Source organism: Dorea amylophila, from assembly GCF_025567265.1.
GTDB classification, from domain to species: Bacteria; Bacillota; Clostridia; order Lachnospirales; family Lachnospiraceae; genus Dorea_A; species Dorea_A amylophila.
In genome coordinates, this window is sequence record NZ_JAOQJW010000020.1 from 1 (window position 1) to 25,172 (window position 25,172).

21 protein-coding genes are annotated in these 25,172 nt (G+C 43.1%); 16 read left to right on the forward strand and 5 right to left on the reverse strand.

All coding sequences use genetic code 11. The features are described 5' to 3' along the window. Positions 1–420 precede the first annotated feature (420 nt). The 5 genes from OCV72_RS12380 to OCV72_RS12400 form a co-directional block, all read right to left on the reverse strand. Positions 421–1,239: a Cof-type HAD-IIB family hydrolase gene (locus OCV72_RS12380; protein ID WP_055284160.1), complete on the reverse strand. Its 819-nt coding sequence runs from the start codon at positions 1,237–1,239 to the stop codon at positions 421–423. Between the two features lie 48 nt (positions 1,240–1,287). Continuing rightward, positions 1,288–2,658, reverse strand: a complete 1,371-nt coding sequence (locus tag OCV72_RS12385) for a UDP-N-acetylmuramoyl-tripeptide--D-alanyl-D-alanine ligase (protein WP_055284161.1) — start codon at positions 2,656–2,658, stop codon at positions 1,288–1,290. 15 nt (positions 2,659–2,673) lie between these two features. Beyond that, positions 2,674–3,738 carry a D-alanine--D-alanine ligase family protein gene (locus tag OCV72_RS12390; protein WP_055284162.1) on the reverse strand — a complete coding sequence of 355 codons (1,065 nt, stop codon included), beginning with the start codon at positions 3,736–3,738 and terminating at the stop codon, positions 2,674–2,676. 17 nt (positions 3,739–3,755) lie between these two features. Further along, positions 3,756–5,210, reverse strand: coding sequence for a nicotinate phosphoribosyltransferase (locus OCV72_RS12395; RefSeq protein ID WP_055284163.1), 1,455 nt, complete (start codon positions 5,208–5,210; stop codon positions 3,756–3,758). A 102-nt stretch (positions 5,211–5,312) separates the two neighbouring features. After that, positions 5,313–6,047 carry a lysophospholipid acyltransferase family protein gene (locus OCV72_RS12400; protein WP_028086532.1) on the reverse strand — a complete coding sequence of 245 codons (735 nt, stop codon included), beginning with the start codon at positions 6,045–6,047 and terminating at the stop codon, positions 5,313–5,315. A gap of 102 nt (positions 6,048–6,149) precedes the next feature. On the opposite strand from OCV72_RS12400, the gene OCV72_RS12405 reads away from it, so the two are divergent. The 16 genes from OCV72_RS12405 to OCV72_RS12480 all read left to right on the forward strand — a co-directional run bounded on the left by OCV72_RS12405 (position 6,150) and on the right by OCV72_RS12480 (position 25,149). Further along, the gene (locus OCV72_RS12405; protein WP_055284164.1) at positions 6,150–6,569 is read left to right on the forward strand and encodes a protease complex subunit PrcB family protein; all 420 of its coding nucleotides are present in this window, start codon (positions 6,150–6,152) and stop codon (positions 6,567–6,569) included. 27 nt (positions 6,570–6,596) lie between these two features. After that, on the forward strand, positions 6,597–8,153 hold the full coding sequence (locus OCV72_RS12410) for a DUF3794 and LysM peptidoglycan-binding domain-containing protein (RefSeq protein WP_055284165.1): 1,557 nt from the start codon (positions 6,597–6,599) through the stop codon (positions 8,151–8,153). 35 nt (positions 8,154–8,188) lie between these two features. Further along, on the forward strand, positions 8,189–9,064 hold the full coding sequence (ispE, locus tag OCV72_RS12415) for a 4-(cytidine 5'-diphospho)-2-C-methyl-D-erythritol kinase (protein ID WP_055284166.1): 876 nt from the start codon (positions 8,189–8,191) through the stop codon (positions 9,062–9,064). A gap of 2 nt (positions 9,065–9,066) precedes the next feature. Beyond that, positions 9,067–9,744: a GntR family transcriptional regulator gene (locus tag OCV72_RS12420; protein WP_055284167.1), complete on the forward strand. Its 678-nt coding sequence runs from the start codon at positions 9,067–9,069 to the stop codon at positions 9,742–9,744. Positions 9,745–9,875: 131 nt separating this feature from the next. Then, positions 9,876–10,547, forward strand: coding sequence for a stage II sporulation protein R (gene spoIIR / locus OCV72_RS12425; RefSeq protein ID WP_055284168.1), 672 nt, complete (start codon positions 9,876–9,878; stop codon positions 10,545–10,547). Between the two features lie 2 nt (positions 10,548–10,549). Then, a complete protein-coding gene (locus tag OCV72_RS12430; protein ID WP_055284169.1) occupies positions 10,550–11,269 on the forward strand; it encodes an acyl-[acyl-carrier-protein] thioesterase in 720 nt (239 codons plus the stop codon). A 46-nt stretch (positions 11,270–11,315) separates the two neighbouring features. Then, positions 11,316–12,155: a CvfB family protein gene (locus OCV72_RS12435; protein ID WP_055284212.1), complete on the forward strand. Its 840-nt coding sequence runs from the start codon at positions 11,316–11,318 to the stop codon at positions 12,153–12,155. A 59-nt stretch (positions 12,156–12,214) separates the two neighbouring features. Then, positions 12,215–12,463: a hypothetical protein gene (locus tag OCV72_RS12440; RefSeq protein WP_055284170.1), complete on the forward strand. Its 249-nt coding sequence runs from the start codon at positions 12,215–12,217 to the stop codon at positions 12,461–12,463. A gap of 79 nt (positions 12,464–12,542) precedes the next feature. Continuing rightward, positions 12,543–16,019, forward strand: a complete 3,477-nt coding sequence (locus OCV72_RS12445; RefSeq protein ID WP_055284171.1) for a DNA polymerase III subunit alpha — start codon at positions 12,543–12,545, stop codon at positions 16,017–16,019. An 80-nt stretch (positions 16,020–16,099) separates the two neighbouring features. Further along, complete coding sequence (pfkA, locus tag OCV72_RS12450; RefSeq protein ID WP_055284172.1) at positions 16,100–17,080, forward strand: 6-phosphofructokinase; 981 nt, start codon at positions 16,100–16,102, stop codon at positions 17,078–17,080. A 273-nt stretch (positions 17,081–17,353) separates the two neighbouring features. Next, entirely contained in the window at positions 17,354–18,967 is a 1,614-nt protein-coding gene (locus OCV72_RS12455) for a response regulator transcription factor (RefSeq protein WP_055284173.1), read from the forward strand. 12 nt (positions 18,968–18,979) lie between these two features. Beyond that, positions 18,980–20,026 carry a sensor histidine kinase gene (locus OCV72_RS12460; protein WP_055284174.1) on the forward strand — a complete coding sequence of 349 codons (1,047 nt, stop codon included), beginning with the start codon at positions 18,980–18,982 and terminating at the stop codon, positions 20,024–20,026. After that, positions 20,026–21,495, forward strand: coding sequence for an ATP-binding cassette domain-containing protein (locus tag OCV72_RS12465; RefSeq protein ID WP_055284175.1), 1,470 nt, complete (start codon positions 20,026–20,028; stop codon positions 21,493–21,495). The genes OCV72_RS12460 and OCV72_RS12465 overlap by 1 nt, the downstream gene beginning before the upstream one ends. 93 nt (positions 21,496–21,588) lie before the next feature. Next, entirely contained in the window at positions 21,589–22,584 is a 996-nt protein-coding gene (locus OCV72_RS12470; protein WP_055284176.1) for a sugar ABC transporter substrate-binding protein, read from the forward strand. A gap of 95 nt (positions 22,585–22,679) precedes the next feature. Continuing rightward, positions 22,680–24,164 carry a sugar ABC transporter ATP-binding protein gene (locus OCV72_RS12475; protein ID WP_055284177.1) on the forward strand — a complete coding sequence of 495 codons (1,485 nt, stop codon included), beginning with the start codon at positions 22,680–22,682 and terminating at the stop codon, positions 24,162–24,164. A 16-nt stretch (positions 24,165–24,180) separates the two neighbouring features. Beyond that, positions 24,181–25,149, forward strand: a complete 969-nt coding sequence (locus OCV72_RS12480; protein ID WP_055284178.1) for an ABC transporter permease — start codon at positions 24,181–24,183, stop codon at positions 25,147–25,149. The last annotated feature ends 23 nt before the right edge of the window (positions 25,150–25,172 follow it).

Genomic DNA, 25,172 nt, shown 5'->3' on the forward strand with positions numbered 1-25,172 from the left:
CCCCTTAAGAATTACCAACGCCTCTTTCACATTCACTGGAACGCCTTTCCAAGTTTTATTCCGTGTGTATCAAATGCCTTATGAATGAATGGCAATTGCGTAACGGTTGTGGTCTCCACCGGGTTACACTTCCGGGCATTTTATTTATTAACATCCGCTGCCAGTCACGACTTGAAGGAAACAATAGATAAGGATTATTGTGAATGTGGAATGCCATTAGAAATAGTTAGAGAGTCAGAAGCACCGTTAAAGGAACGAAGCGAACGTGTTTGAGGCGAACGCCGAGTTTGAGCGTAGTTCCTTTGCTTTTAGGTGATTCTGACTCTCTTAGTGTTTCTTATGGTATGGAACCTGAACAAGAAGCCTTATCTATTGTTTCCTTCAAGGACTGAGAGGCCGCTTCCCAGTTAATAAATTAAATTACCGCATAAACTCATTGATCACATGCAGCACCCCATCCTCATCATTAGACTTCGTAATATAATCCGCCTTATCAAGAACGGCTGGTTGTGCATTTGCCATGGCTACGCCAAGTCCTGCGGTTTCGATCATGGTCAGATCGTTGTATCCATCTCCGCAGCAGATCATTTCATCTGCAGTAAGACCGATACTTGTCAGTAATTTTAATAAAGAATGTGCCTTGTCGATTCCGGCCGGCATAACCTCTACAAAGAAAGGATCCGAACAGTAGACGGACAGATAAGAGTGAAACTGTTTGCTGAGTTCTTTGCGTATCTGGTCTAAGATATCGGGATCTCCGGTTACGAGGAATTTATTCGGATCATCAGGGATGACATCCAGAAAGTCAGCACCGGCATCAATGATCGGCATCTGATTGATGCGGGACTCCAGCTCTGTGTATTGATTGGAGTGGATGCCGGATAAAATATGTTCGGATGTGTAAGTGAGGATGTCTACGCCGTGTCCGGCATATTTTATCACCGTTTCGTAGACACCTTTTGCACAGTCAGCCGGAAGTATTTTATTGTAGATTGCTTTTTTGGTCCGGCAGTCGGTGATACGTCCACCGTTGAAAGAAAGGATGTAACTTCCGTAATCTTCTAGATGAAGCTGCTGTGCCAGTGGAACGACACCTTTTGTCGGGCGTCCGCTGGCGAGAACAACTTTTTTACCGGCTTCCTGAATCTCGATCAGAGCATCCAGGGTCGGCTTTGTAATTTCTTTTTGGGAGTTGGTAAGAGTTCCGTCCAGATCAAGGGCGAGAATCTGATAAGCCATATAATAATCTCCTTAAATATCTCGTTTGTTTCGTTCTTTTTTGTTATTTTATAATTCTTCCAAAGCATGAACAATCTGTGGAAAATTCATTCCGTGGGAGGCTTTTACCAAAACATTGTCCCCATCTTTGATGATATCCGGTATAGCCTGAATGAAGCTTTCATTATCAGCAAACCAAAGTGCCTGGGTATGTGTGCCCCTGGATGCTTCTTCTACCAGAGCGTGTGTCAGGTCTCCGATTCCGCAGACAAGGTCTACATTCTGTTGTGCTGCGTAAGTACCGACTTCTGCATGAAGAACTTCAGCAGTATCACCAAGTTCTCCCATATTACCAAGGACTGCAACCCTACGTCCGATTGCCATATTAAGGACATCGATGGAAGCCTTCATAGAGATTGGATTGGCATTGTAGCAATCGTCTAAGATGATCATATGGTCTGTTTCTATGATATGGTTACGCCCTGGGATAGACGGCAGGGATTCGATGCCGGCTTTGATCTCGCTGGCAGTCAGTCCCAGTGTATATCCGACAGCAGCACCTGCAATCGCATTGCTTACCATGTGGATGCCGGGTACAGGAACCAGACAGTCGAAAGAAGTCCCATCCTTTAATGTGATCGTGCAGGAAGTTCCGCGGAGTCCCTGAGGTTCAATGTTGTAGGCACGGAATGCACAGTTGCTTCCTGTCCCGAAGAATACAGGAGCGACACCTTTGACAGGACTCATCTTGCAAAGCAGATCGTCATCACCGTTCAGAATGATGGAACCACCGTTTTTCATATCCTGGATCATCTGTGATTTTTCCTGAAGAATGCCCTCTCTTGTCTTGAAAAACTCCAGATGTGCGATACCGATATTGGTGATCACACAGATGTCAGGGCTGGATACAGATGAAAGGCGGCGCATCTCACCAAAGTGATTGACACCCATCTCAAGTACGGCAACCTCTGTATCCTCCGGCATATCGAAGATCGTGATCGGAAGTCCCCATTCGTTATTGAAGTTTCCAAGTGTTTTATGTACATGATATTTCTGAGCCAGAACAGAGGCAATCATCTCTTTGGTACTGGTCTTTCCGACACTTCCGGTAATTCCGACAACTTTCATATCGAAAGAATCACGATAAAGCTTGGCAATGTCAAGCAGTGCCTGCCCTGTGGATTCTACCAGAATATAAGGAAAATCCGTCTCACCGAGATCTTCGTGGGAGACAACACACATAGCACCGGCTTTTACAGTGTCCGGGATGAATTTGTGTGCGTTGACACGTTCTCCGTCAATGGCAACGAATAAGTAACCAGGCTGGACTTTCCGGCTGTCAATCACGACACCGGATACTTCCTGGCTGAGAATACTCTCATCGCCGTGGAAAGTCCCTTTGCAGGCTCTGGTTATATTTTCAATTGAAAGATTTTTCATGGATATTCATCCTCCTTAATAGCGGGCTTTCATGGATTCCTGAATAATGGCCTCACAAAGTTCACTGTATTCATATCCGGCAGCTTTGGCAGCTTTCGGAAGAAGGCTTGCTGCGGTCATTCCCGGAAGGGCATTCATTTCCAGACAGTAGAATTCACCGTCTGCATCGGATACGATAAAGTCTGCACGGGAGTATACATCCATGCGGAGTGCTTCAAAGGCACGTTCTCCGGCACGCTGGATCAGTTCTTGTGTCTCTGCATCCAGTGATATAGGAGGACAGATTTCGGAAGCACCGCCTGCCTGATATTTGTTCGCATAATCAAAGAGTCCGTCCTTTGGAACAATTTCAACGAGCGGAAGTGCTTTTCCGGCAAGAATACCGCAGGCAAATTCACGGCCTTTGATAAATGGTTCGATGACAACCTCGTCTGTGTTGTCTACATCAAAAGATTTGTGGATTGCATCATAATAGTCTTCTTCTGTGTGGCAGATGTATACACCGATACTAGATCCGTTTGAGCATGGCTTTACAACCAGTGGAAGATAATATCCAAGTTCATCCAGACGGGTATCTTTCGTCTTTACTGTCAGTGAAGTTCCTCTTGGAGTCGGGACACCGCTGGTTTTGAAAATCTGTTTTGTGACCAGTTTGTTCATGGATAATGTACATCCAAGAGAGTTCGGTCCGGTGTATTTGATTCCCAGGTTGTCAAAAGTAGCCTGAAGTTTTCCGTTTTCACCGATGGAACCGTGAAGAGCCATGAATGTGATATCAGCCATCTGGCAGAGTTCAATAACATTTGGTCCGATTTCGGAAGGTGACTGGTCCGGGCGTGATTTGCGCAGTGCATCCAGATCCGGCACAGACGTTGAGATTCCCTTGGAAATCTCAAGACCGCCGTCCGGACGGTCGAATACTTCTTCTAATTTATCGGAATCGCATGGAAGGCCGAAGAACACATCCAGAAGGAATGCCTGATGTCCCATATCGCGGAGAGTTTTACAGATTCCGGCTCCTGAAAGTAAGGATACATCTCTTTCCGGACTGAGTCCGCCTGCTAATACTATAATTTTCATGATCAATAAGTCCTCCTTTAATCTGTCATATTCATCTGATCCAGCAGTGATTTTTTAACATTGTAGAGTTTCTGGGAAAGATCCACATAAACTCTGTGCGGATAGAAGAGACGCTTGGTCTCATCCCATAAAGTGTCTTTTTCCGAGCAGCAATATGAGGCAATCTCTTTTAATGTCGGAGATTTGTAAATGCATTCGCCGTTTTTGAAGACAGGTACAAGAATCTCGCGTACTGTATAGGTGCCACCGGAAAGTTTCGTCTTTTTCCATGTCTCTATCGGGTCGAAGAGAAGCAGATCCTGTTCGGTATCGATGACTTCATCGGCAAAACAGATAAGGTCTGCCTTGATCTTACCGCTCTTTTTTTCATAGATACGGTAGATCGTCTTATTACCAGGATTGGTGATCTTCTCGGTATTTTCAGATATTTTTATCTTCGGAACGAATTCGCCTTCTTCATTCTGGATGGCAGCCAGCTTGTACACACCTCCGAAGGAAGGGCAGTCCTTGGATGTGATCAGGTTGGTACCGACACCCCAGGAATCAATGGCTGCGCCCTGCATCTTCAGATCGTGAAGAAGGAATTCATCCAGATCATTGGAAGCACAGATGGTAGCTTCAGGGAAGCCAGCATCGTCCAGCATCTTCCGTGCTTCTTTTGAAAGGTATGCAAGATCACCGCTGTCCAGGCGGATTCCGTATTTGTTCAGTGGTTTTCCGGAATCTTTGAATTCCCGGAATACACGGATAGCATTCGGGACACCGGATTTTAACGTATCGTATGTGTCAACTAAGAGTGTGCAGTTGTCCGGATACATCTCTGCGTAAGTCCTGAATGCAGTGTATTCATCCGGAAAACTCATGATCCAGCTGTGTGCGTGGGTTCCCATAACAGGGACATCAAACATCTGTCCGGCAAGCACATTGGATGTGCCGACACATCCGCCGATCATCGCTGCTCTTGCACCATATAATCCCGCATCAGGACCCTGTGCACGGCGCAGACCGAATTCCATAATACCATCGCCGTTAGCGGCAAATACAATACGGGAAGTCTTGGTTGCGATCAGTGACTGATGATTAATGATATTCAGGATCGCTGTCTCAACAAGCTGCGCTTCCATAATCGGAGCAATCACTTTCAGAAGAGGCTCCTTCGGAAATATGACGGTTCCCTCAGGGATGGCATAGATATCACCACTGAAGTGGAAACCGCTCAGATAATGAAGGAAGTCTTCTTTAAAAATCCCAAGACCTCTTAAATAATCTACATCTTCATAAGTAAAATGCAGATTCTTTATATAATCAATTACCTGATCAAGACCGGCACATATAGAATATCCGTTGTTGCAAGGGTTCTGACGAAAAAATACATCAAAAATAACTTTTTCATTCTGCCCTTTTTCGTAATACCCTTGCATCATGGTGAGCTCGTACAGATCGGTCAGCAAGGTAAGATTGCGTTTGCTCATTTTCAAACTCCTTTTTACTGCTGTTTGCAGTACATTTCTTTTTTAGTTATACCGTTTTATTATAGCACTTAAGGGAATAAATGTAAAAGAAAAAAACAGGCACTAAACAAGTGCCTGATTCTTATGAATAGTCTCGCGGATGATGTTACTGCAATGTTCGCCGATACGTTTTTTCTCGTCTTTGTCCAGTTCTTTCGGATAGATTGGTTTGCCATATTCCAAAATAACGTGTGTTTTCTTAATGAAAGGTATATGACCTTCAAAAATATCACAGGTATTATTCAAACTCATCGGTACGATCGGACATCCGGTCTTCTCTGCAATCTTAAAGGAACCGTTGTGGAACGGAAGTAAAGATAATTCTTCGCCGTTGTTCCTGGTACCTTCCGGAAAGATACAGATAGATACACCGTGTTTTACATAATCGATTGCCTGAAGGATAGTCTTTAAGCCTTCTTTCGGATTCTCCCTGTCAAGGAAGAGACAGTAGAGACGCTTCATCCAGGTGCGGAGAAGCGGAATAGAGAGCATCTCTTTTTTTGCAATGTAACCGGTCAGGTTTTTGCATCTTGCATACGTGATCACGATATCAAAATAACTTCTGTGGTTTCCGATAAAAAGAACCGGCTCGTCCGGAACATTCTCCTCACCGATGACAGTGAGCTCGATCCCGGCAAGGCGGACAATCACTTTAAATGCCCACTGGACGATCCGCAGACTGGAATAATCCATTGTCTTTTTGCTGATTTTCCCAATCAGCCATTCAATTCCAAGAACCGGAATGCCGATAATCAGAAATAAGATCACGAATAAGGCAACTGGTATAATTCTCATAATGAATACTCCTTTTCATTCTAATTATTTTATCATAGCATAAAATCCGCATTTTTTACACCCATAGTGTGTAAGATAGTAGAGAGAAAATAGAAGAAGGCTGTATTGAAGAGAATAAAAATGTTCTTAACCGTGATCGCAGTTACAACGCTGCTTTCCGGTTGTAGTTTTGGCACGATAGAAGAACAGAAAACAGGAGATGTTACATATGAGATTGTAAAGAAAGAAGAGATTCCGGAACAACTGAAAGAAGAGATAAAAGAAGCTGGAAAAAAGGAAATGTGGATCAGTTATGCAGATACAGGAAAGGAAGAAACATACCTGTATGTAGTGCGGGGGTACGGGACACAGCAGACGACCGGCTACAGCATTGAAGTAAATGCATGTTATGAGACAGTGGATACAGTGGTTATCCGTACAACGCTTCAGGGCCCGGAGAAAAAGGAAAAAATACACAAGAAAAGGACATATCCATACATTGTCATAAAGATGCCGTACACGGAAAAGCAGATTATATATGAATAAAAGATGTTGTAAAAGGAGGCAGGAACAATGGAATATCAGAAAAAAGAGATCCGTATATTTCAAAATGGAAGGACAGTAAATGACCAGTTCTATATTGACGGGGATTATAATGTTCCGGAGGCAAAACGGGATGTGGGAAAGATTATATTAAGCAATGGGATGTTGCGGGTAGAGGAGATGAAACAGGTAGAAAGTTATCTGAAAGTATCGGGGAAACTGGAGTTCAAAGTTCTCTATATGGCAGATGAGATGGTTCCGGTACCGGCAAGCCTGGAAGGGCGGATCCCATTTGAAGAGATGATCTATCTGGAGCAGGAACCGGAAGGAAACCTGGTGCTTCAGACGTCTGACACCGAGGTTACTGTAACGATGATCCACTCAAGAAAACTGAACATCAAGACACTGGCAGAGATTTCCATCGGAACCGAAAAGTGTACCGGTGAAGAGATTACAACCGATGTAGAAGGGAAAGTTCCGGTTTTTAAGAAAATGAAAGAAGAAGAGATTCTAAAAGTATTTGCTACCGGAAAAGATACTTACAGGATTAAAGAAGAGGTCACATTGAGCGGTACAAAGGAGCATATCGGCACACTTTTGTGGACGGATGTGACAGGTGGAAAAGCGGATACACAGTTAGGAACAGATGAACTGTTGATTAGTGGTGAACTTAACATGTTCTGCCTGTACGAAACGGCAGAAGGAAAGACGGATTGGATAAGCCGGACAGTTCCGTATGAGGGGCAGATCGAATGTATGGGTGTGATGCCCGGAATGTATCATCAGTCAGAATTACATCTTACGGATATCAATGTAGAGCCGCGGATGGATGAGAACGGCGAGATGCGTATTCTTGGCATAGAAGCAACGCTGCAAGTCCGTCTGATTGTCTACGAGGAAGAGAAGATCCAGATACTGGAAGATCTGTATATGCTGGATCATATCTGTATTCCGGAGGTGAAAGAAAAGAGGTTCTTCCGGTTAAAACTCCAGAATCATTCCAAATGCAGGATCAGTGAGGAATTAACACTGCCGGAGCTGAAAGAGGATATCTTGCAGATATGTCACTGTAAAGGAAAGATTCAGATGGAAACAGTAAAAGCAGAGACGGATGGTGTACATATCGACGGTGTGCTGCACTTGCAGTTTTTATATGTGCGGGAAGATGATCAGACGCCGTTTGGCGTATGGAATGGAATGGTCCCGTTCAGTTATCTCCTGGAAAACGGGGGCGGTGAACCGGATATGGAAGATATGGATTGTACGGTCGAGCAGCTTTCGGTAAATCTCATGGGAAGCGGTGAAGTAGAAGTGAAAGCCGTTCTGGCATTCAACTGTTTTCAGAAAGAACCGGTGCAGATACAGAATATTGAATCTGCGGAATTCCGCCCGATGGATACCGAAGAGTTGGAAAGCCGTCCCGGAATTGTCGGATATTTCGTACAACAGGGGGATACATTATGGAATCTTGCGAAAAAATATAACACAACGGTGGAAAATATAAAAGAAGTTAATTATATGGAAAAAGAAGGTATAAATAAAGGCGATAAAATATTGATTTTTAAGCAAAATTTGGGTATACTGTAAGAACATTGTATACAAAATGTAAGGAGATAAATAAGATGGATAAAATGGAATTGAAAGCACTTGGAAAGATTAATCTGGGTCTGGATGTTCTGGGACGGAGAGAGAACGGTTATCACGATGTGCGGATGGTGATGCAGACGGTATACCTGTATGACCAGATCCGGATGGAAAAGACGAAAAAACCGGGTATAGAATTGTTGACGAATCTTTTTTATCTGCCCGTGAATGAGAATAACCTGGCGTATCAGGCAGCAGACCTTCTGATGAAGGAGTTTCATGTAAAGGAAGGCGTGAAGATCACATTAGATAAACATATACCGGTAGCGGCAGGAATGGCAGGCGGAAGTTCGAACGCGGCAGCCGTACTGTTCGGGATCAACCGTATGTTTTCGCTTGGACTTTCACAGAAAGAACTGATGGAAAGAGGCGTGACACTGGGAGCAGATGTTCCTTATTGTGTTATGCGCGGAACCGTTCTTGCAGAAGGGATAGGAGAGATCCTCACACCACTTCCGGCATGTCCGAAATGCCATGTGCTGATCGCAAAACCGCCGATCAGTGTGTCGACAAAACTGGTCTATGAGAAGCTGGATTCCCATGAGATTGAGAATCATCCGGATATTGACGGAATCATCGATGGGTTGTATGACCAGGATATTACAAAGGTAGCATCCCGGATGGGAAATGTACTGGAGAAAGTAACAATCGAAGAATATCCGGTTATTGAACAGATTAAAAATGTCATGAAGGAGCAGGGGGCACTGAATGCGATGATGAGCGGAAGTGGTCCAACGGTATTCGGCCTTTATGAGACAAAAGAGAAAGCAAGAAAAGCAGCAGCAAAGATAAGAGAAAAGCAATTAGCAAAGCAGGTGTATGTGACCGGCATACATAATGCAAGGAGGAAATAGGCATGGAACCGAATTTTAAAGTAAACATGAATGAGTATCTGCCACTTAGAGACGTCGTGTTCAATACTTTGAGACAGGCGATTCTTCGAGGTGAGTTAAAACCGGGAGAAAGACTGATGGAGATCCAGCTTGCCAATAAACTGGGAGTCAGCCGTACTCCGATCCGTGAAGCCATCCGTAAGCTGGAGCTGGAAGGTCTTGTGCTGATGATCCCGAGAAAGGGAGCGGAAGTCGCAGAGATCACAGAGAAGAATATGCGGGATGTCCTGGAAGTAAGAAAGGCTTTGGAAGAACTGGCGGTTCAGCTTGCATGTGAGAAGATCACAGATGAAGAGATCGAAGAGATGAAGAAAGCGGCCGAAGAGTTCAAGATGATCTTAAAAAGCAGGGATATCACAGAGATTGCGGAAGCCGATGTACGTTTCCATGATATCATTTACATGGCAACGGATAATCAGAAACTGATTCTGCTTCTGAATAACCTGCGTGAACAGATGTACCGTTATCGTGTGGAATATCTGAAGCGTGAAGAAGCATATCCACAGCTCATTGCAGAACATGCGGCAATTATCGAGTATATCAGCAAAGGTGAGAAGAAAGCTGCAACAGATGTTATGTGTAAACATATCGATAATCAGGTGACGACCGTGATCGATGTGATCCGTACAAAGCAGAACTAGAAAACAAAAAATTCAGAAAGTATGCCAGGAGTGTATAGATAAGAACCATTGTGTCAAGACTTCCTGTATCAGTAAGAATTACCGTTCATGCAGTATCCGTGAACGGTAAGAGGCAGGAAGGAGATACATAGATGAAACGGGAAAGAATTTGCCTGATCATAGCATGTCTGCTGTCATTTGCGCTGACAACCGGGATTATGGAACGGCGTATGGAAGTTGTTCATGCGGAGATTGCACAGACGCAGAAAACGCTGGCAGAGGAAGTGTTCCGCTTTCATGTGATTGCAGAAAGCAACAGTGTGAAGGATCAGCGGATTAAATTGCACGTCCGGGATACGGTACTTAGCTATATGAAATCACAGATGCCGGAAACGGAGCGTAAAAGCGCACAGTTAACGAAAGACTGGGTGAAAAAGCATCAGAAGGAACTGGTGAAGACTGCTGATGAAGTGTTAAAAAAAGAAGGCGTGTCATACCGGGCACAGGCAAAGGTGACGAGCTGCTATTTCCCGGATAAACGGTATGGTGATATCATATTTCCGGAAGGAAAGTATGAGGCGCTGAGGATCACTCTCGGAAGCGGAAAAGGACATAACTGGTGGTGCGTGCTGTACCCGAGCCTGTGCTTTACCAATGCGACCTGTGCGGTGGTTGATGAAGACGGAAAAAAAGAACTGAAAGAAGCACTCAGTGCAGAAGAATATGAGATGGTAACTGCTGCTTCGGAATTCAAGATAAAATGGTTTTTCTTCGGAAATTCCGATAAGAATACGGAAGAAGAGCATACAAAGGAGTCAGACTAACTATGAGAGACAATCAATATACTACAGAGGGAAGAATCCGGTTCAGTGAAGTGGATCATACCAGAAGAATCACACTGCCGGGGATCGTGAATTATTTTCAGGACTGCAGCACATTTCAGTCGGAAGATCTCGGACTGGGAATCATGCATTGCAGCGAGCGGAAAAGAGCCTGGATCCTGTCGTCGTGGCAGGTAGTCGTAGAACGGTATCCGGAGATAGGAGAGAAGATACAGACCAGTACCTGGGCGACAGATTTCAAGGGATTGTTCGGGGAGCGTAATTTCTGCATGACAGATGAGAATGGAAACGATGTCGCATATGCCAATTCCCTGTGGGTATACATGGATATAGAGAGAGGACGTCCGGCAAGACCGGATGAATCAGAGATTGCCCCATATGGAACCGGAGAGCCATATGAGATGACATACGAATCCAGAAAGATTCCTCTTCCAACAGAATCGGAAGAACTGGAAAGCTTTCCGGTGCGCAGATATCATATCGACACGAATGAGCATGTTAATAACTGCCAGTATGTGCAGATGGCACTGGAGTCGCTTCCGAAAGACAAAGAAGTACACCAGATGCGAGTGGAATATAAGAAATCTGCAGTATATGGTGATATGATCTATCCGCGGATTGCAGCAGAAGATGACAGAACAGTTGTTGAATTATGTGATGAAAATGCAAAGCCGTATGCAGTGATCGAATTCAGATTTGCGTAAGCAGGTAACAGATACATTAAAAGAGAAGGAAACAGAGAGGAAACATATGGGATTAACAGATTATTTGGGAAAGAAAAGAAGATTGATGATCGTCAAAGAAGTGGAGTTCGGAGTATATCTGGGAAACAAAGATGACAAAGTCCTGCTTCCGAAAAAACAGGTGCCGAAAGATGTAGAAGTCGGAGATCCGGTAGAAGTATTCTTATACAAAGATTCCTCCGACCGTCTGATCGCAACCACACAGGAACCGAAGATTACGCTGGATGAACTGGCTGTACTGAAGGTTGCAGACACAGGAAGAATCGGTGCATTCCTTGACTGGGGACTGGAGAAAGATCTTCTTCTTCCATTCAAAGAGCAGACTGCGAAAGTGAAAAAAGGTGATGAAGTTCTGGTTGCACTTTACGTGGACAAGTCCGGAAGACTTTGTGCAACGATGAAAGTATATGAGAAGCTTCGTACAGATTCTCCATATAAAAAGGATGATCATGTAGAAGGAATCATTTACGAGACGAGTGATAACTTTGGCGTGTTTGTGGCAGTGGATAACTGTTACAGTGCATTAATTCCAAAGAGAGAAGCTTTTGGCAGGTTAAAAGTCGGTGATCGTGTATCTGCCAGAGTCCTGAAAGTAAGAGAGGACGGAAAATTAGACTTAAGTGTCAGAGAAAAAGCATTTCTTCAGATGGATGAGGATGCAGCGCTGATCATGAAACGCATGGAAGAATATGGCGGGAAGCTTCCGTTTAATGACAAGGCGGATCCGGAACTGATCAAACAGGAATTCGGATTGAGTAAAAATGCGTTCAAACGTGCTGTCGGAAGACTTCTTAAAGAAGGTCGTATAAAAATTTCAGAAAAGAATATTGAAATGAAAAAGAAATAAGGTATAATAAAAGCGTTAAGACTATTAAAAACAAGATAAATAAAAAAGGAGAATGAGAAATGAAAGTACAGAACATTACCGATATCGAAGGATTTTTCAAAGTAGTTGATTCTTGTGAAGGAAAAGTTGAACTTGTAACAGGTGAAGGTGACAGACTGAACTTAAAGTCAAAATTATCTCAGTATGTATCTATGGCAAATATCTTCTCTAACGGAGGAATTCCGGAATTGGAAATCGTTGCTCATGAGCCACAGGATATCGATAAACTTGTAAAATTCATGGTTCTTGGAACTGGAAAAGAAGACTAAGGCAAACATGAATGTTTGATAGGGTGTTCCCTGAAGGGAGCACCTTTTTTCAATATATTTAACAGGAAGGGAGAAAGCTATGAGCTTTGCACATCTTCACGTCCATACAGAGTACAGCCTGTTGGATGGTTCAAATAAAATTAAAGAATGTGTAGCCAGGGTAAAAGAACTCGGGATGAACAGTGTGGCGATTACGGATCATGGTGTGATGTATGGCGTGATTGATTTTTACCGTGCGGCAAAAGCAGCAGGAATCAAACCGGTTCTCGGGTGCGAGGTCTATGTTGCACCGGGATCCCGATTCGATAAAGAAGCTGTCGGAAGTGGTGATGACCGTTACTACCATCTGGTACTTCTGGCAGAAAATGATATCGGATATCACAATCTGATGAAGATCGTATCCAGAGGATTTACGGAAGGCTATTATTATAAACCGAGGGTAGATATTGAAGTACTGCAGGAATTTCACGAAGGGATCATTGCGCTCAGTGCATGTCTGGCCGGTGAGGTACAGAAGAATATCCTGCGTGGGATGTATGAAGAAGGGAAGGCAGCAGCACTCCGGTATCAGGATATTTTCGGAAAAGGAAATTTTTTCCTGGAACTGCAGGATCATGGGATGCAGGAGCAGCAGATCGTGAATCAGTCGCTCCTTCGTATGGCTCAGGAGACGGGGATTGAGCTTGTTGCGACGAATGATGTACATTATACCTATGCCGAAGATGTAAAGCCACATGATATTCTGCTGTGTATCCAGACTGGAAAGAAACTGGAAGATGAAGACCGTATGCGGTATGAGGGCGGACAGTATTATATTAAGTCTGAGGAAGAGATGCGGCAGTTGTTTCCGTATGCGCTGCAGGCACTGGAGAATACACAGAAGATTGCGGACCGTTGTAATGTGGAGATTGAATTCGGTGTTACAAAATTGCCGAAATATGATGTGCCGGAGGGATATACTTCCTGGGAATATCTGAATAAGCTTTGCTTTGATGGCTTGAAAGAACGTTATCCGGACGGGGATCATTCGCTGAAAGAACGTTTGGAGTATGAGTTGTCGGTCATTCAATCTATGGGATATGTGGATTATTTTCTGATCGTGTGGGATTTTATCAATTATGCAAGAACACAGGGAATCAAGGTCGGACCGGGACGAGGTTCGGCGGCAGGAAGTATCGTATCGTATTGTCTGGGAATCACAAGTATTGATCCGATCAAGTATCAGCTGCTGTTCGAGCGGTTCCTGAACCCGGAACGAGTATCCATGCCTGATATTGACGTGGACTTCTGTTTCGAAAGGCGGCAGGAAGTTATCGACTATGTAGGAAGAAAGTACGGTGCAGACCGGGTGGTACAGATCGTAACTTTTGGTACGATGGCGGCCCGCGGAGTCATCCGTGATGTGGGACGTGTGATGGATCTTCCATATGCATTTGTAGACAGCATTGCGAAGATGGTGCCGACAGAGCTGAATATTACGTTAGATAAAGCTCTGAAGATGAATCCGGAATTCAAGAAACTGTATCAGGAAGATGAACAGGTAAAGGAACTGATCGATATGTCGAGAAGACTGGAAGGTCTTCCGAGACATACATCCATGCATGCGGCAGGTGTCGTGATCGGTCAGAGGGCAATAGAGGAGTTTGTGCCTCTTTCACTTGGATCCGATGGCTCTGTGACGACACAGTTTACCATGACAACCCTGGAAGAACTGGGACTTTTGAAGATGGATTTCCTGGGACTCCGTACATTAACAGTTATCCAGGATGCAGAACGTCTGGCAGGTATCAGCAGTGGAAAGACGATTGATATCAATAAGATAGATTATGATGATAAAGCAGTCCTTGCATCCATCGGAACAGGAAAGACGGACGGAGTATTCCAGCTTGAAAGCGCCGGTATGAAGAACTTCATGAAGGAACTGAAGCCACAGAATCTGGAAGATATTATCGCCGGTATTTCATTATATCGTCCGGGTCCGATGGACTTCATCCCGCAGTATATCAAAGGCAAGAATAACCCGGAAAGCATTACCTATGATTGCCCGCAGCTGGAGCCGATCCTTGCGCCGACTTATGGCTGTATCGTATATCAGGAGCAGGTTATGCAGATCGTGCGTGATCTGGCAGGTTATACACTCGGACGAAGTGACCTCCTGCGAAGAGCAATGTCCAAGAAGAAGGGCGACGTCATGCAGAAAGAACGTCAGAGCTTTGTGTATGGGAATCCGGATGAGGGCGTACCAGGCTGTATTGCCAATGGAATCGACGAGAAGACGGCAAATAAGATCTATGATGAAATGATTGATTTTGCCAAATATGCATTTAACAAGTCGCATGCTGCGGCATATGCGGTGGTATCTTATCAGACAGCCTGGTTAAAATATTATTATCCGGTAGAATTTATGGCAGCACTTATGACTTCCGTGATCGATAATCCGGGGAAAGTGTCAGAGTATATTTACAGCTGCCGGCAGATGGGAATTAAGATCCTTCCGCCGGATATCAATAAAGGAGAGGGAAGCTTCTCCGTTGACAGCGGTAACATCCGTTATGGCCTGGCGGCGATCAAGAGTATCGGAAAGCCGGTGATAGAATCGATCATCAAAGAAAGAAAAAACGGAGGGCCATTCAGCAACCTGAAAGATTTTATCGAGCGGTTGTCCGGAAAAGAGGTCAATAAGCGTACGATAGAAAGCTTTATCAAGTCCGGAGCATTTGACAGTCTGGGTGGTACAAGAAAGCAGTTCATGGTGGTCTATGTGCAGATTCTGGATCAGGTGAACCGGGAGCGGAAATACTCTATGACGGGACAGCTTTCACTGTTCGATATCGTAAGTGATGATCAGAAATCAGAATTCGATATACCACTTCCGGATGTTGGCGAGTATGAAAAAGAGACAAAGCTTGCATTTGAAAAAGAAGTGCTCGGAGTATATCTGAGCGGACACCCACTGGAAGACTATGAAGAAAAATGGAGAAAAAATATATCCAGGACGACGTTGGATTTCCAGCTGGATGATGAAACCGGAAGAACGAAGGTGCATGACGGCGCAAAAGAGATTGTCGGAGGTATGATTACGAATAAGACGATCAAGTATACCAAGACAAATAAAGTGATGGCGTTTATTACACTGGAAGATCTGGTCGGATCGGTAGAAGTCGTGATCTTCCCGAGAGATTTTGAAAAGAATCAGATGTATCTGAATGAGGAAGCCAAGGTATTCATCAAGGGTCGTGTATCAGAGGAAGATGATGCACCGAGCAAACTGATCTGCGAGCAGGTGATTCCATTTGCTCAGACGCGAAAGGAATTATGGCTGCAGTATCCGGACAAAGAGACATATCTTCGGCAGGAAGGAGTGCTGCAGGATATTTTGAAAGTCTCTGAAGGAGTAGATGAAGTTATCATTTACTGTAAAAAAGAAAAAGCAGTAAAACGCCTGCCAAAAGGCTGGAATGTGACAGCAGATGAGGTGTTGTTGAGCAGATTGACGAATTATCTTGGTGAAAGTTGTGTAAAAGTTATAGAAAAACCCATTGAAAGCGTGCATTAATTCATGTACAATATCATCGGAGAGAAATGATAATGGTTAAAAGATAATTGGAACAAACTAATACAATGGAGGAATGAATCATGGCAGACAAAAAAGTAATTCGTACAATAGGTGTATTGACAAGTGGTGGAGATGCTCCTGGAATGAACGCAGCAATCCGTGCCGTTGTTCGTACAGCACTGAGTAAAGGACTGAAAGTAAGAGGTATCAGAAGAGGATATCAGGGACTTTTAAACGAGGAAATTATCGATCTGTCAGCCAGAGACGTATCCGATACAATTGAGCGTGGAGGTACAATTCTTCAGACAGCCCGTTGTGCAGAGATGCGTACAGAGGAAGGTCAGCAGAAAGCAGCAGCTATCTGTAAAAAATATGGTATTGATGGTCTAGTAGTCATCGGTGGTGACGGATCATTTGCCGGAGCTCAGAAACTTGCTAACTTCGGAATCAACACAATCGGACTTCCGGGAACGATTGATCTGGATATTGCCTGTACGGAATATACAATCGGATTCGATACAGCCGTTAATACAGCTATGCAGGCTATTGACAAAGTACGTGATACATCAACATCTCATGAGAGATGCTCTATCATCGAGGTTATGGGTAGAGATGCAGGATACCTTGCACTGTGGTGCGGTATTGCAAACGGAGCAGAGAAGATCCTGATGCCTGAAGAGCATGATTATGACGAAGAGAAGATCATTGAAGATATTCAGGAATCAAGAAAACGTGGAAAGAAGAATTACATCATCATCAATGCAGAGGGCGTTGGAGATTCTATGAACATGGCTAAGAGAATTGAAGAAGCAACCGGTATGGAGACAAGAGCAACGATTCTCGGACACATGCAGCGTGGTGGAAGCCCGACATGTAAAGACAGAGTATACGCTTCTATCATGGGAGCAAAAGCCGTAGATCTTCTGCTTGAGGGAAAGACAAACCGTGTTGTAGGTTACAAACATGGCGAGTATGTAGACTTCGATATTGATGAAGCACTTGGAATGACAAAAGGAATTCCTGCTTACCAGTATGAGATTGCAAAAGAGCTGGCTCTGTAATCAGAAAATAAAATAGAAAATTATAAAAAAGTTATCTGTCCGGATACAATGGCGTAAAGCTATGTGTCCGGATGGGTAACTTTTTTGTTTCTGAGGATTATTTCAGAAGCGGAAGAAAAGGATTTTATAAAGTATGATTACAAAAGACAGGACGGATATTGTATAAATTGTAAGAAAATAATGGACATAGAATGTCGAAAGTTCGAAAATTAAACCAAAAATAAAAAAAGATATGATATACTGAGGTCATTAGTTAGGTATGAGGTGGTTAAAGTGTTAAAAGTACTGATAACAGACGATGAACAGATGATATGTAATTTGATTGCAAATATCCTGGACTGGGAGGATATGGGATTTCAGATCATAGGGATGGCCAATACGGGAACGGATGCATTTGATATTATTCAGAAAGAAAAGCCGGATGTAGTCATCAGCGATATCCGGATGCCCGGGTATGATGGAATTCAGCTGATCCAGAAGACGGCAGAGGCAGGAATACAGGCAGTATTTGTAATGATCAGCGGGTATAAACAGTTCGAATATGCACAGAATGCAATGAAATACGGGGTCAAATATTATCTGCTGAAGCCGATCAGCGAAGAGAAACTAAGAGAAACGATGATGGAGATAGGCAGAGAACTGGATGTGAAACAACAGAAGATCGTAGAAGAACGACATCTGCGCCGGCAGGTACAGGAAGCGAGGGACAAGATGAAGAGACGTTTCCTGACTACCGTTTTGGCGGCAAATGAGAAAGACAATCTGGAGTCAGATATCAGCCGAAATGCAGTCAACGCGGAATACAATACAGAATTTAAAGATGGAGAATACAGAGCCGTTTTTGTAAAAGTGGATATCCGTGGCGCGGTTGGAAAAAGTGCGGAATATCTGCAGGATAAAATCGAACAGTATGTGGAGAAATTTGGAAAAGATTTCTCTGAATCGATCAGTACATATACACATTCAGGCATTGTGGTACTTTTTAATTATAAAAACGAGGATGAAGAGGAAATAAAAAGAAAGATTGAAGAGCTGTGGACAGATCTGGATGATTACGTCAAGAATTTTGAAGGATTTTCGGTTGTGATCGGAGTGAGTGAAGCAACCGGACAATTCAAAGAGACAAGAAAATGCATTGTCGAATCCATGGATGCAGTAAAATACAGGATCAAAAACCCGGAGAGCAAGATTCTTTATTATGATGAATTTGATTATCAGAGAAGACCGGTCGGAACAATTATTACACCGGTGAAAAGACAGAATTATCTTGCAAAAATAGAAAGCGGATCGGCGGAAGATGCGGCTGCATGTATAGATGAGGCGGTAAGGATGATCCGCTATGAGATTACCAACTATTCACCGGTTATGCTGTATGATACCCTGATCTACTATGTGGATCTGTTGAATAAGACGTTGGATAAAGCACAGAAAGAAAAGATGGAAGAATACTTCGAACAGTGGAACGAACGGATCGACAATGAACGGACAGAATTAAAGCTGACCGAAGCGACGAAAGCATATGTGACAAAAGTGATCCAGTATGTGCAAGAAGAAAAGAAAGACAAAGACATCAGACCGGTAAGAGAAGTCAAAACATATCTAGAAGAAAATTATCATCAGGAGATCAGCCTGAATGATCTGGCAGATATAGTAAGTCTGAATGCTTCATATCTGAGTGCACTGTTTAAAAAAGAAACCGGGATGACTTATACGGAATATGTGATGTTCTGCAGACTTGAAAAAGCAAAGGAATTATTGGCAGATACCGGAAAAAGCATTGCGGAGATCGCAGATGCTGTCGGCTATCATGATACCAGACATTTCAGCAAACTGTTTACAAGAAATATAGGATTAAAACCATCCGAATACAGAAAATTGTATTCTTAATGGAGATGTAATATGCGGAAAAAGGAAGTAAGCTATTCAAAGAAAACAATCGTCAGACTGATATGGACAGGAATCCTGGTTGCCGGAGTGATTATTCTGACGATGGGAGCGGTATGTTTTGCCGGAAGACTGAGTATGAAGGTGAAAGTCGGGCTTCTAGTGTTTGACTGTATTCTATTTGTGGTCTATTTTGCAGAAGTATACCGGGATATGTACCGCCCGTGGTGTGAACTGGAAAAGATAGTTCATGAACGGAAGGACAGGAAGACAGAGACGCTTGCGGATGCCAATATTGCCCAGAGAGACCTAATCAAAGAAATTCAGGAAATCATATCTTCTCTGGAAAATATAACGATCCGACAGAAAAATGCAGAGATACTGATGAAGGTGGCAGAGATCAATAATCTTCAGGATCAGATCAATCCACATTTCCTTTATAATACACTGGAAGTTATAAGGGGAGAGGCCCTGATCAACGGGGATAAAAAAGTGGCAGAGATGACGGAGGCGCTGGCGAATTACTTTAGATATAACATCAGCCGGAAAGAAACATTTGTATACCTGAAAGATGAACTGAAGAATATCTGTAACTACTTCAAAATCCAGCAGCACCGGTTCGGTGACCGTATTTCTTTTGAAATCGTCTATCACGGGATAGCGGAAAAGGATGTTCAGAACTGTTATATACCAAAACTGATTTTACAGCCGATCGTGGAGAACAGCATTTATCATGGTCTGGAGATGAAGATTGGAGGAGGCGTGATCAAGATCCATATATCTTCGGCGGATGATAAGCTGATGCTGACGATCGCTGATGATGGCCTTGGGATGACACAGGAAGATTTGGATAAGCTGAATCGGGATGTAGATGCTGGAAAAACAGATGAAAATGCGGCGGGCAGTCATAACGGAGTGGCTTTACAGAATATCAAACGAAGATTGAAACTGTACTGGGGAAAGGAAGCGTATATGATCGCAACCAGTACGTTGAATTACGGGACGGAGATGCACCTGATGCTGCCACTGTTATTCACAAAAGAGGATTACATGAAGAGTTAATGAAGAAGAATATTTTAATATTAAAACAGATATGCAAATGCATACAGAAGAAGACGGTACTGAATCAATTCTATATGAATATCCAGAACGGAGAAATTGTTAATCTGATCGGGATGGAAGACAGCGGGAAGGAAGATGTATTTTCCATTCTGTTCGGGCAGGAGAAGATTGACAGCGGGGAGATCGTGTTCAATCGCAGGAGTTATACACAGATGAGTCAAAGAATCGTGGAACATGCGGGTGGTATCTTTTTTATCAATAATGATGAACCGATGGTTGCGGAATTGTCTGTTGCGGAGAATTTGTATATCGTTGAGAAGATGAATTATTTCAAACGGAGCGTGTCACGAAAAAAGATGGAGACACAGGCGCAGTTTGTCTTTGCCAAATTCGGTATCGACATTGCGCCAGGGAAAAAAGTGGGAGAACTGAATGCATTCGAACAGCGTATCCTGAGAGTACTGCGGGCATATGTCAAGCGGGCAAAGCTGATTGTGATCAATGACCTGATGGATGATTATCTTTGGCAGAGGATGGATAAGATTATCAGGATATTGAATCAGATCAAAGAAGAGGGGACCTCGATCTTATGGATTAACAGTTATCCGGACAAGATTACCGAGATCGCAGACAAGACTTATGTGATCCGGCAGGGGAAAAATGTCACCACATTTTATAAAGGGGAATACGAGAAAGAGAAAATACTGAATTGCATGACCGGAAGTGCGAATACAGCAGAAAAAGATCTGAAACATAGTCTTAAGAACACCTATGCATTTGAGGTCAGAGACTTGAGTAACTTTTATATCAGTAGTACAACCTTTGGCTGCAGAAGCGGTGAAATACTTGGAATCTATGACGTACAGAACAAATTTAGCCGGGAACTCAGAAGGACATTGTTGGGAAGAAGATTTTATAACGGTTCTATCAGGATTGGCGGAAAAGAATATCAAGCAGAGCAGGAATATGGAGCTGTCCGGAGCGGGCTTGGAATCATAGACGGAAGTAAATATCAGGATCATATATTTGAAGAACTGACGATTCTGGAGAATATAGAATTGCCAATATATAAGAAAAATGCGAGAAAACGAATGTTTGTAAACAGCAGAGTTACAGAGTATATCAGACAAAAAGAATATGAATTTTTGGATTTGAAGAAGAGGAACATCCAGGATAAGGCAATCGGTCTGACCAAAGGAGAGGCCATGAGGCTGATTTTCCACAGATGGTTGTGGGTGAATCCGAAAGCGATTTGCTGTTTTCAGCCATTTCTGCGGCTGGATGTGGAGAGCAGGGAGTTTTTGTACCGCATTTTTCTGGAATTTGCACATAAAGGGACGGGTGTGATTATAAGTAGTGCAAATGTAGCGGATCTGACACCAATCTGTGATCGGATCATAGAAATTGACGGAAATAAGATAAAAGAATCTGTCGAAAAATCATATTTTCCGGATATGTTCCAAAATTAGACCACTTTTTCCAAAATCCCCCACATTGTTTGAGGATGGGCGGGACAATATAATAGAGACATAATCAATCACTTAAACGAAGGAGGAGAAGAAATGAAAAAGATCGTGAAAAAATTAGTGGCAGCAGCACTTGCATTGACGATGGTTCTGTCAATGGCAGCCTGCAGCATGGGAGATGAGAAGAAAGAATCTTCCGATTCAGGTAAGAAGAGTGACGGAGAGGTAAAAGTCGGATTTGTTGTAAGTGATATGTCGGACGCATTCTTTGCACATCTGATCAAGAACATTGAAAAATATGCGAAAGAAGAAGGCGTAACTTTCACAGCAAAAGAGTGTCCGGAGATCAGCGATAAGATCACAGGAATCGAGAACTTTGTACAGTCAGGATGTGACGTTATTATTTGTCATGTAACAGACGCAGATGCATTAAAAGATGCTGCAACAAGTGCAGAAGATGCAGGTGTACGTTTTATTTCCTATGACTCAGATATCGACGGAACATCAGGATTCATCGGAATCGACAACCATGAATATGGATATGCAATCGGTAAAAATGCAGCAGAATGGATCAACGATAACTTTGAAGAGAACGAAAAAGTTAAAGTTGGTGTCTGCAACTACCCGGATTATCCATTCCTGGTAACAAGAGAAGAAGGTATCCTTGACGCATTAAAAGAACTTGCTCCAAATGCAAATGTAGAAGTAACTGCAAAAGCAGGATACACTCCGGAAGGTGTAGATGTCGGAGATGCATGGGTACAGTCTAACAAAGACTTAAATGTTGTTGTAGGAATCAACGATGCTGGTGTATTAGGTGTATACGAATCATTTAAATCAGCAGGAATTAAAAATGATAAATTAGGTATGTTCGGCGGAGATGCAGTAGATGATGCACTTGCAGCAATCGAAGAAGGCGGAGCTTTCAAAGCAACTGTAAGTACAAACATGCTGAAAAATGCTAACTATTTCATCGATATGGCAGTTGAACTTGCTAAGAACGGAAAATTAGAAGAAAGAGAAAAATTATTCCCATTAGAAGGAATTACTGCAGATAACGTAGCAGAATATAAGAAGAGCATCGAAGAGTAGCAGACGAAGAAAGAACGTATGGAAGATTAATGGTATGAGGCGTCGTACTCATACCATTAATTTTTCCAGAAAGAGCATAAGGACGGTGAAGCTATATGGAAAACATTTTGGAAATAAAAGATGTTACAAAACGATATCCGGGCGTAGTTGCTTTAAATCACGTTTCTTTTGAAGTTGCGAAGGGCGAGGTACATGCACTGGTAGGAGAAAACGGTGCAGGTAAATCGACGATGATTAAAACGATTACGGGGGCAATCACACCAGATGAAGGTAAAGTTATTTATGAGGGAAAAGAATATACAGAACTGAATCCGATCTTATCGAGCCAGATCGGAATCGAAGCAATCTACCAGGAATTCAATCTGGCACCGGAACTGACTGTACAGGAAAATATATATATGGGTACGAAAGTCAACCAGAGCATATTCATTGACCGAAAGGAACTGGCAGAGCGTACAAAAAAGATATTAAAAGAATTAAATACGAATATTGATCCAAATGTAAGAATCAAAGATTTGACTGTAGCGTATATGCAGCTGGTAGAGATCGCAAAGGCACTGGCAAAAAATGTAAAGCTTCTGATCATGGATGAGCCGACGGCACCGCTTACGGATAATGAAGTTGAGATTTTATTTAAACTCGTAAGGAATCTGAAAAAAAGGGGCGTTTCGATTATTTATATCTCTCACCGTATGGACGAGATATTTGAACTGGCTGACCGCATTACGGTAATGCGTGACGGCGAAGTAATCAAAACAGTTAACAAAGAAGATACGAATAAGAATCAGTTAATATATGATATGGTTGGCCGTAAACTGACAGAGACCTATCCGGAAAGACATCCAAAATTAGGGAAAACATTGCTGGAAGTAAAGAATCTGTGCGGATCATCCAATGAAGAGACAACATTCTCCGTCCGTGAGGGTGAGATCGTCGGACTGGCAGGATTGGTCGGTGCTGGCAGAACAGAAATCGCAAGATTGATCATCGGAGCAGATAAAAAATATTCCGGTACGGTCTGCGTAGACGGAAAAGAAGTTACCATACATTCTCCGAAAGATGCGATCCAGCATGGAATTGCATATGTTTCGGAAGACCGTAAGAATCAAGGAGTACTTCTGAAGATGTCGATCCGGTGGAACATTACATTGCCAATCTTAAGAGAACTGTCAAAGATGACATTCATTAATTTTAAAGAGGAAAATAAGTGTGTAGACAAATACAAAGATGCACTTCGGATAAAAACTCCTTCCATCAATCAACTGGTAGGAAATCTGTCAGGAGGTAACCAACAGAAAGTTGCAGTTGCGAAATGGTTGGCAAGCGAGTCGAAGATCCTGATACTGGATGAGCCAACAAGAGGTATCGACGTAGGGGCAAAACAGGAGATTTACGAACTGATCAACCGTCTGACGGACGAAGGGCTTGCAATCATCATGATCTCATCAGAGATGGAAGAGATCATGGGAATGTCAGACAGAATGCTGGTCATGGCAGAAGGACGAATTGTAGGCGAACTTGACAGAGAAGAATTCTCGCAGAATCAGATTATGAAGTATGCGTCGAATATAACGGACTAAGATGGGAGGAAGAGATATGGATAAGTTGAAAAGCTTTATAAAACAATACTTTGTTTTGGTAATATTAATAGTACTGATTATTTTATTTGGATGTTTGCGGCCAGAGTCATTCTTGACGATGTCGAATATGTTTACGGTTATCAGACAATCTTCGATCATGGGAATTGCAACGATCGGACTGTTATTTGTAATGGTTGCAGGTGGTATCGACCTGTCGCTTGGTTCCGTTATTTCCGTTGAATCGGTACTGGTTGCAGTATTATTGACCAAGTTCGGATGGGGACTGTTACCGGCTTACTTATGCGGACTTGCCGGTGGAACACTGGTTGGACTGGTTACAGGAGCGATCATTGTAAAGACAGGAATCTTCCCGATGATCGGAACACTGGCACTTCAGATCATCTTACAGGGAATTGCATACCTCGTATGCGGAGGAATGCCGGTATCTAATCTGCCGCTGAATGCAAAGATGATCGGACAGGGTTATATCGGACCAATCCCAATCCCGGTAATCGTATTCATTATTGTGATTATTATCGCGGCACTGGTACTGAACCGTACATATATCGGAAGACACTTCTACGCAATCGGAAGTAACGAAGAAGCAGCAAGATTATCCGGTATCAATACGAATAAATTAAAAGTTGCTACATATGCAATCGGTGGATTCTTATCAGGACTTGCCGGAATCATCATGCTGGCACGTATCAGTTCCGGACAGCCGACAGCAGGAAAGAATATGGAGATGGACTGTCTGACAGCAGCAGTCATCGGTGGTGTCAGTCTGACAGGCGGAGAAGGAAAAATCTCTACAGCTGTATGTGGCGTACTGATCATCGGAGTTCTGACCAATGGTATGACAATCATGAATATCAGCGAATATTATCAGTTGGTCATCAGAGGATGCATCTTCCTTGGAGCTGTATGTCTGGATGGAATCCAGAAACAGATTGCAGGAGGAAAGAAGGTTAAGAAAGCAGCATAGATCAAATCATAGATATATCCTCG

Excerpts from the sequence above, each read along its gene's own strand:
- OCV72_RS12385 (WP_055284161.1), bottom strand. The coding sequence starts at position 2,658 with ATGAAAAATCTTTCAATTGAAAATATAACCAGAGCCTGCAAAGGGACT.
- OCV72_RS12470 (WP_055284176.1), top strand. The coding sequence starts at position 21,589 with ATGAAAAAGATCGTGAAAAAATTAGTGGCAGCAGCACTTGCATTGACG.
- OCV72_RS12435 (WP_055284212.1), top strand. The coding sequence starts at position 11,316 with ATGGGATTAACAGATTATTTGGGAAAGAAAAGAAGATTGATGATCGTC.
- OCV72_RS12420 (WP_055284167.1), top strand. The coding sequence starts at position 9,067 with ATGGAACCGAATTTTAAAGTAAACATGAATGAGTATCTGCCACTTAGA.
- OCV72_RS12475 (WP_055284177.1), top strand. The coding sequence starts at position 22,680 with ATGGAAAACATTTTGGAAATAAAAGATGTTACAAAACGATATCCGGGC.
- spoIIR (WP_055284168.1), top strand. The coding sequence starts at position 9,876 with ATGAAACGGGAAAGAATTTGCCTGATCATAGCATGTCTGCTGTCATTT.
- OCV72_RS12465 (WP_055284175.1), top strand. The coding sequence starts at position 20,026 with ATGAAGAAGAATATTTTAATATTAAAACAGATATGCAAATGCATACAG.
- pfkA (WP_055284172.1), top strand. The coding sequence starts at position 16,100 with ATGGCAGACAAAAAAGTAATTCGTACAATAGGTGTATTGACAAGTGGT.
- ispE (WP_055284166.1), top strand. The coding sequence starts at position 8,189 with ATGGATAAAATGGAATTGAAAGCACTTGGAAAGATTAATCTGGGTCTG.
- OCV72_RS12390 (WP_055284162.1), bottom strand. The coding sequence starts at position 3,738 with ATGAAAATTATAGTATTAGCAGGCGGACTCAGTCCGGAAAGAGATGTA.
- OCV72_RS12395 (WP_055284163.1), bottom strand. The coding sequence starts at position 5,210 with ATGAGCAAACGCAATCTTACCTTGCTGACCGATCTGTACGAGCTCACC.
- OCV72_RS12460 (WP_055284174.1), top strand. The coding sequence starts at position 18,980 with ATGCGGAAAAAGGAAGTAAGCTATTCAAAGAAAACAATCGTCAGACTG.
- OCV72_RS12380 (WP_055284160.1), bottom strand. The coding sequence starts at position 1,239 with ATGGCTTATCAGATTCTCGCCCTTGATCTGGACGGAACTCTTACCAAC.
- OCV72_RS12445 (WP_055284171.1), top strand. The coding sequence starts at position 12,543 with ATGAGCTTTGCACATCTTCACGTCCATACAGAGTACAGCCTGTTGGAT.
- OCV72_RS12430 (WP_055284169.1), top strand. The coding sequence starts at position 10,550 with ATGAGAGACAATCAATATACTACAGAGGGAAGAATCCGGTTCAGTGAA.
- OCV72_RS12410 (WP_055284165.1), top strand. The coding sequence starts at position 6,597 with ATGGAATATCAGAAAAAAGAGATCCGTATATTTCAAAATGGAAGGACA.
- OCV72_RS12440 (WP_055284170.1), top strand. The coding sequence starts at position 12,215 with ATGAAAGTACAGAACATTACCGATATCGAAGGATTTTTCAAAGTAGTT.
- OCV72_RS12480 (WP_055284178.1), top strand. The coding sequence starts at position 24,181 with ATGGATAAGTTGAAAAGCTTTATAAAACAATACTTTGTTTTGGTAATA.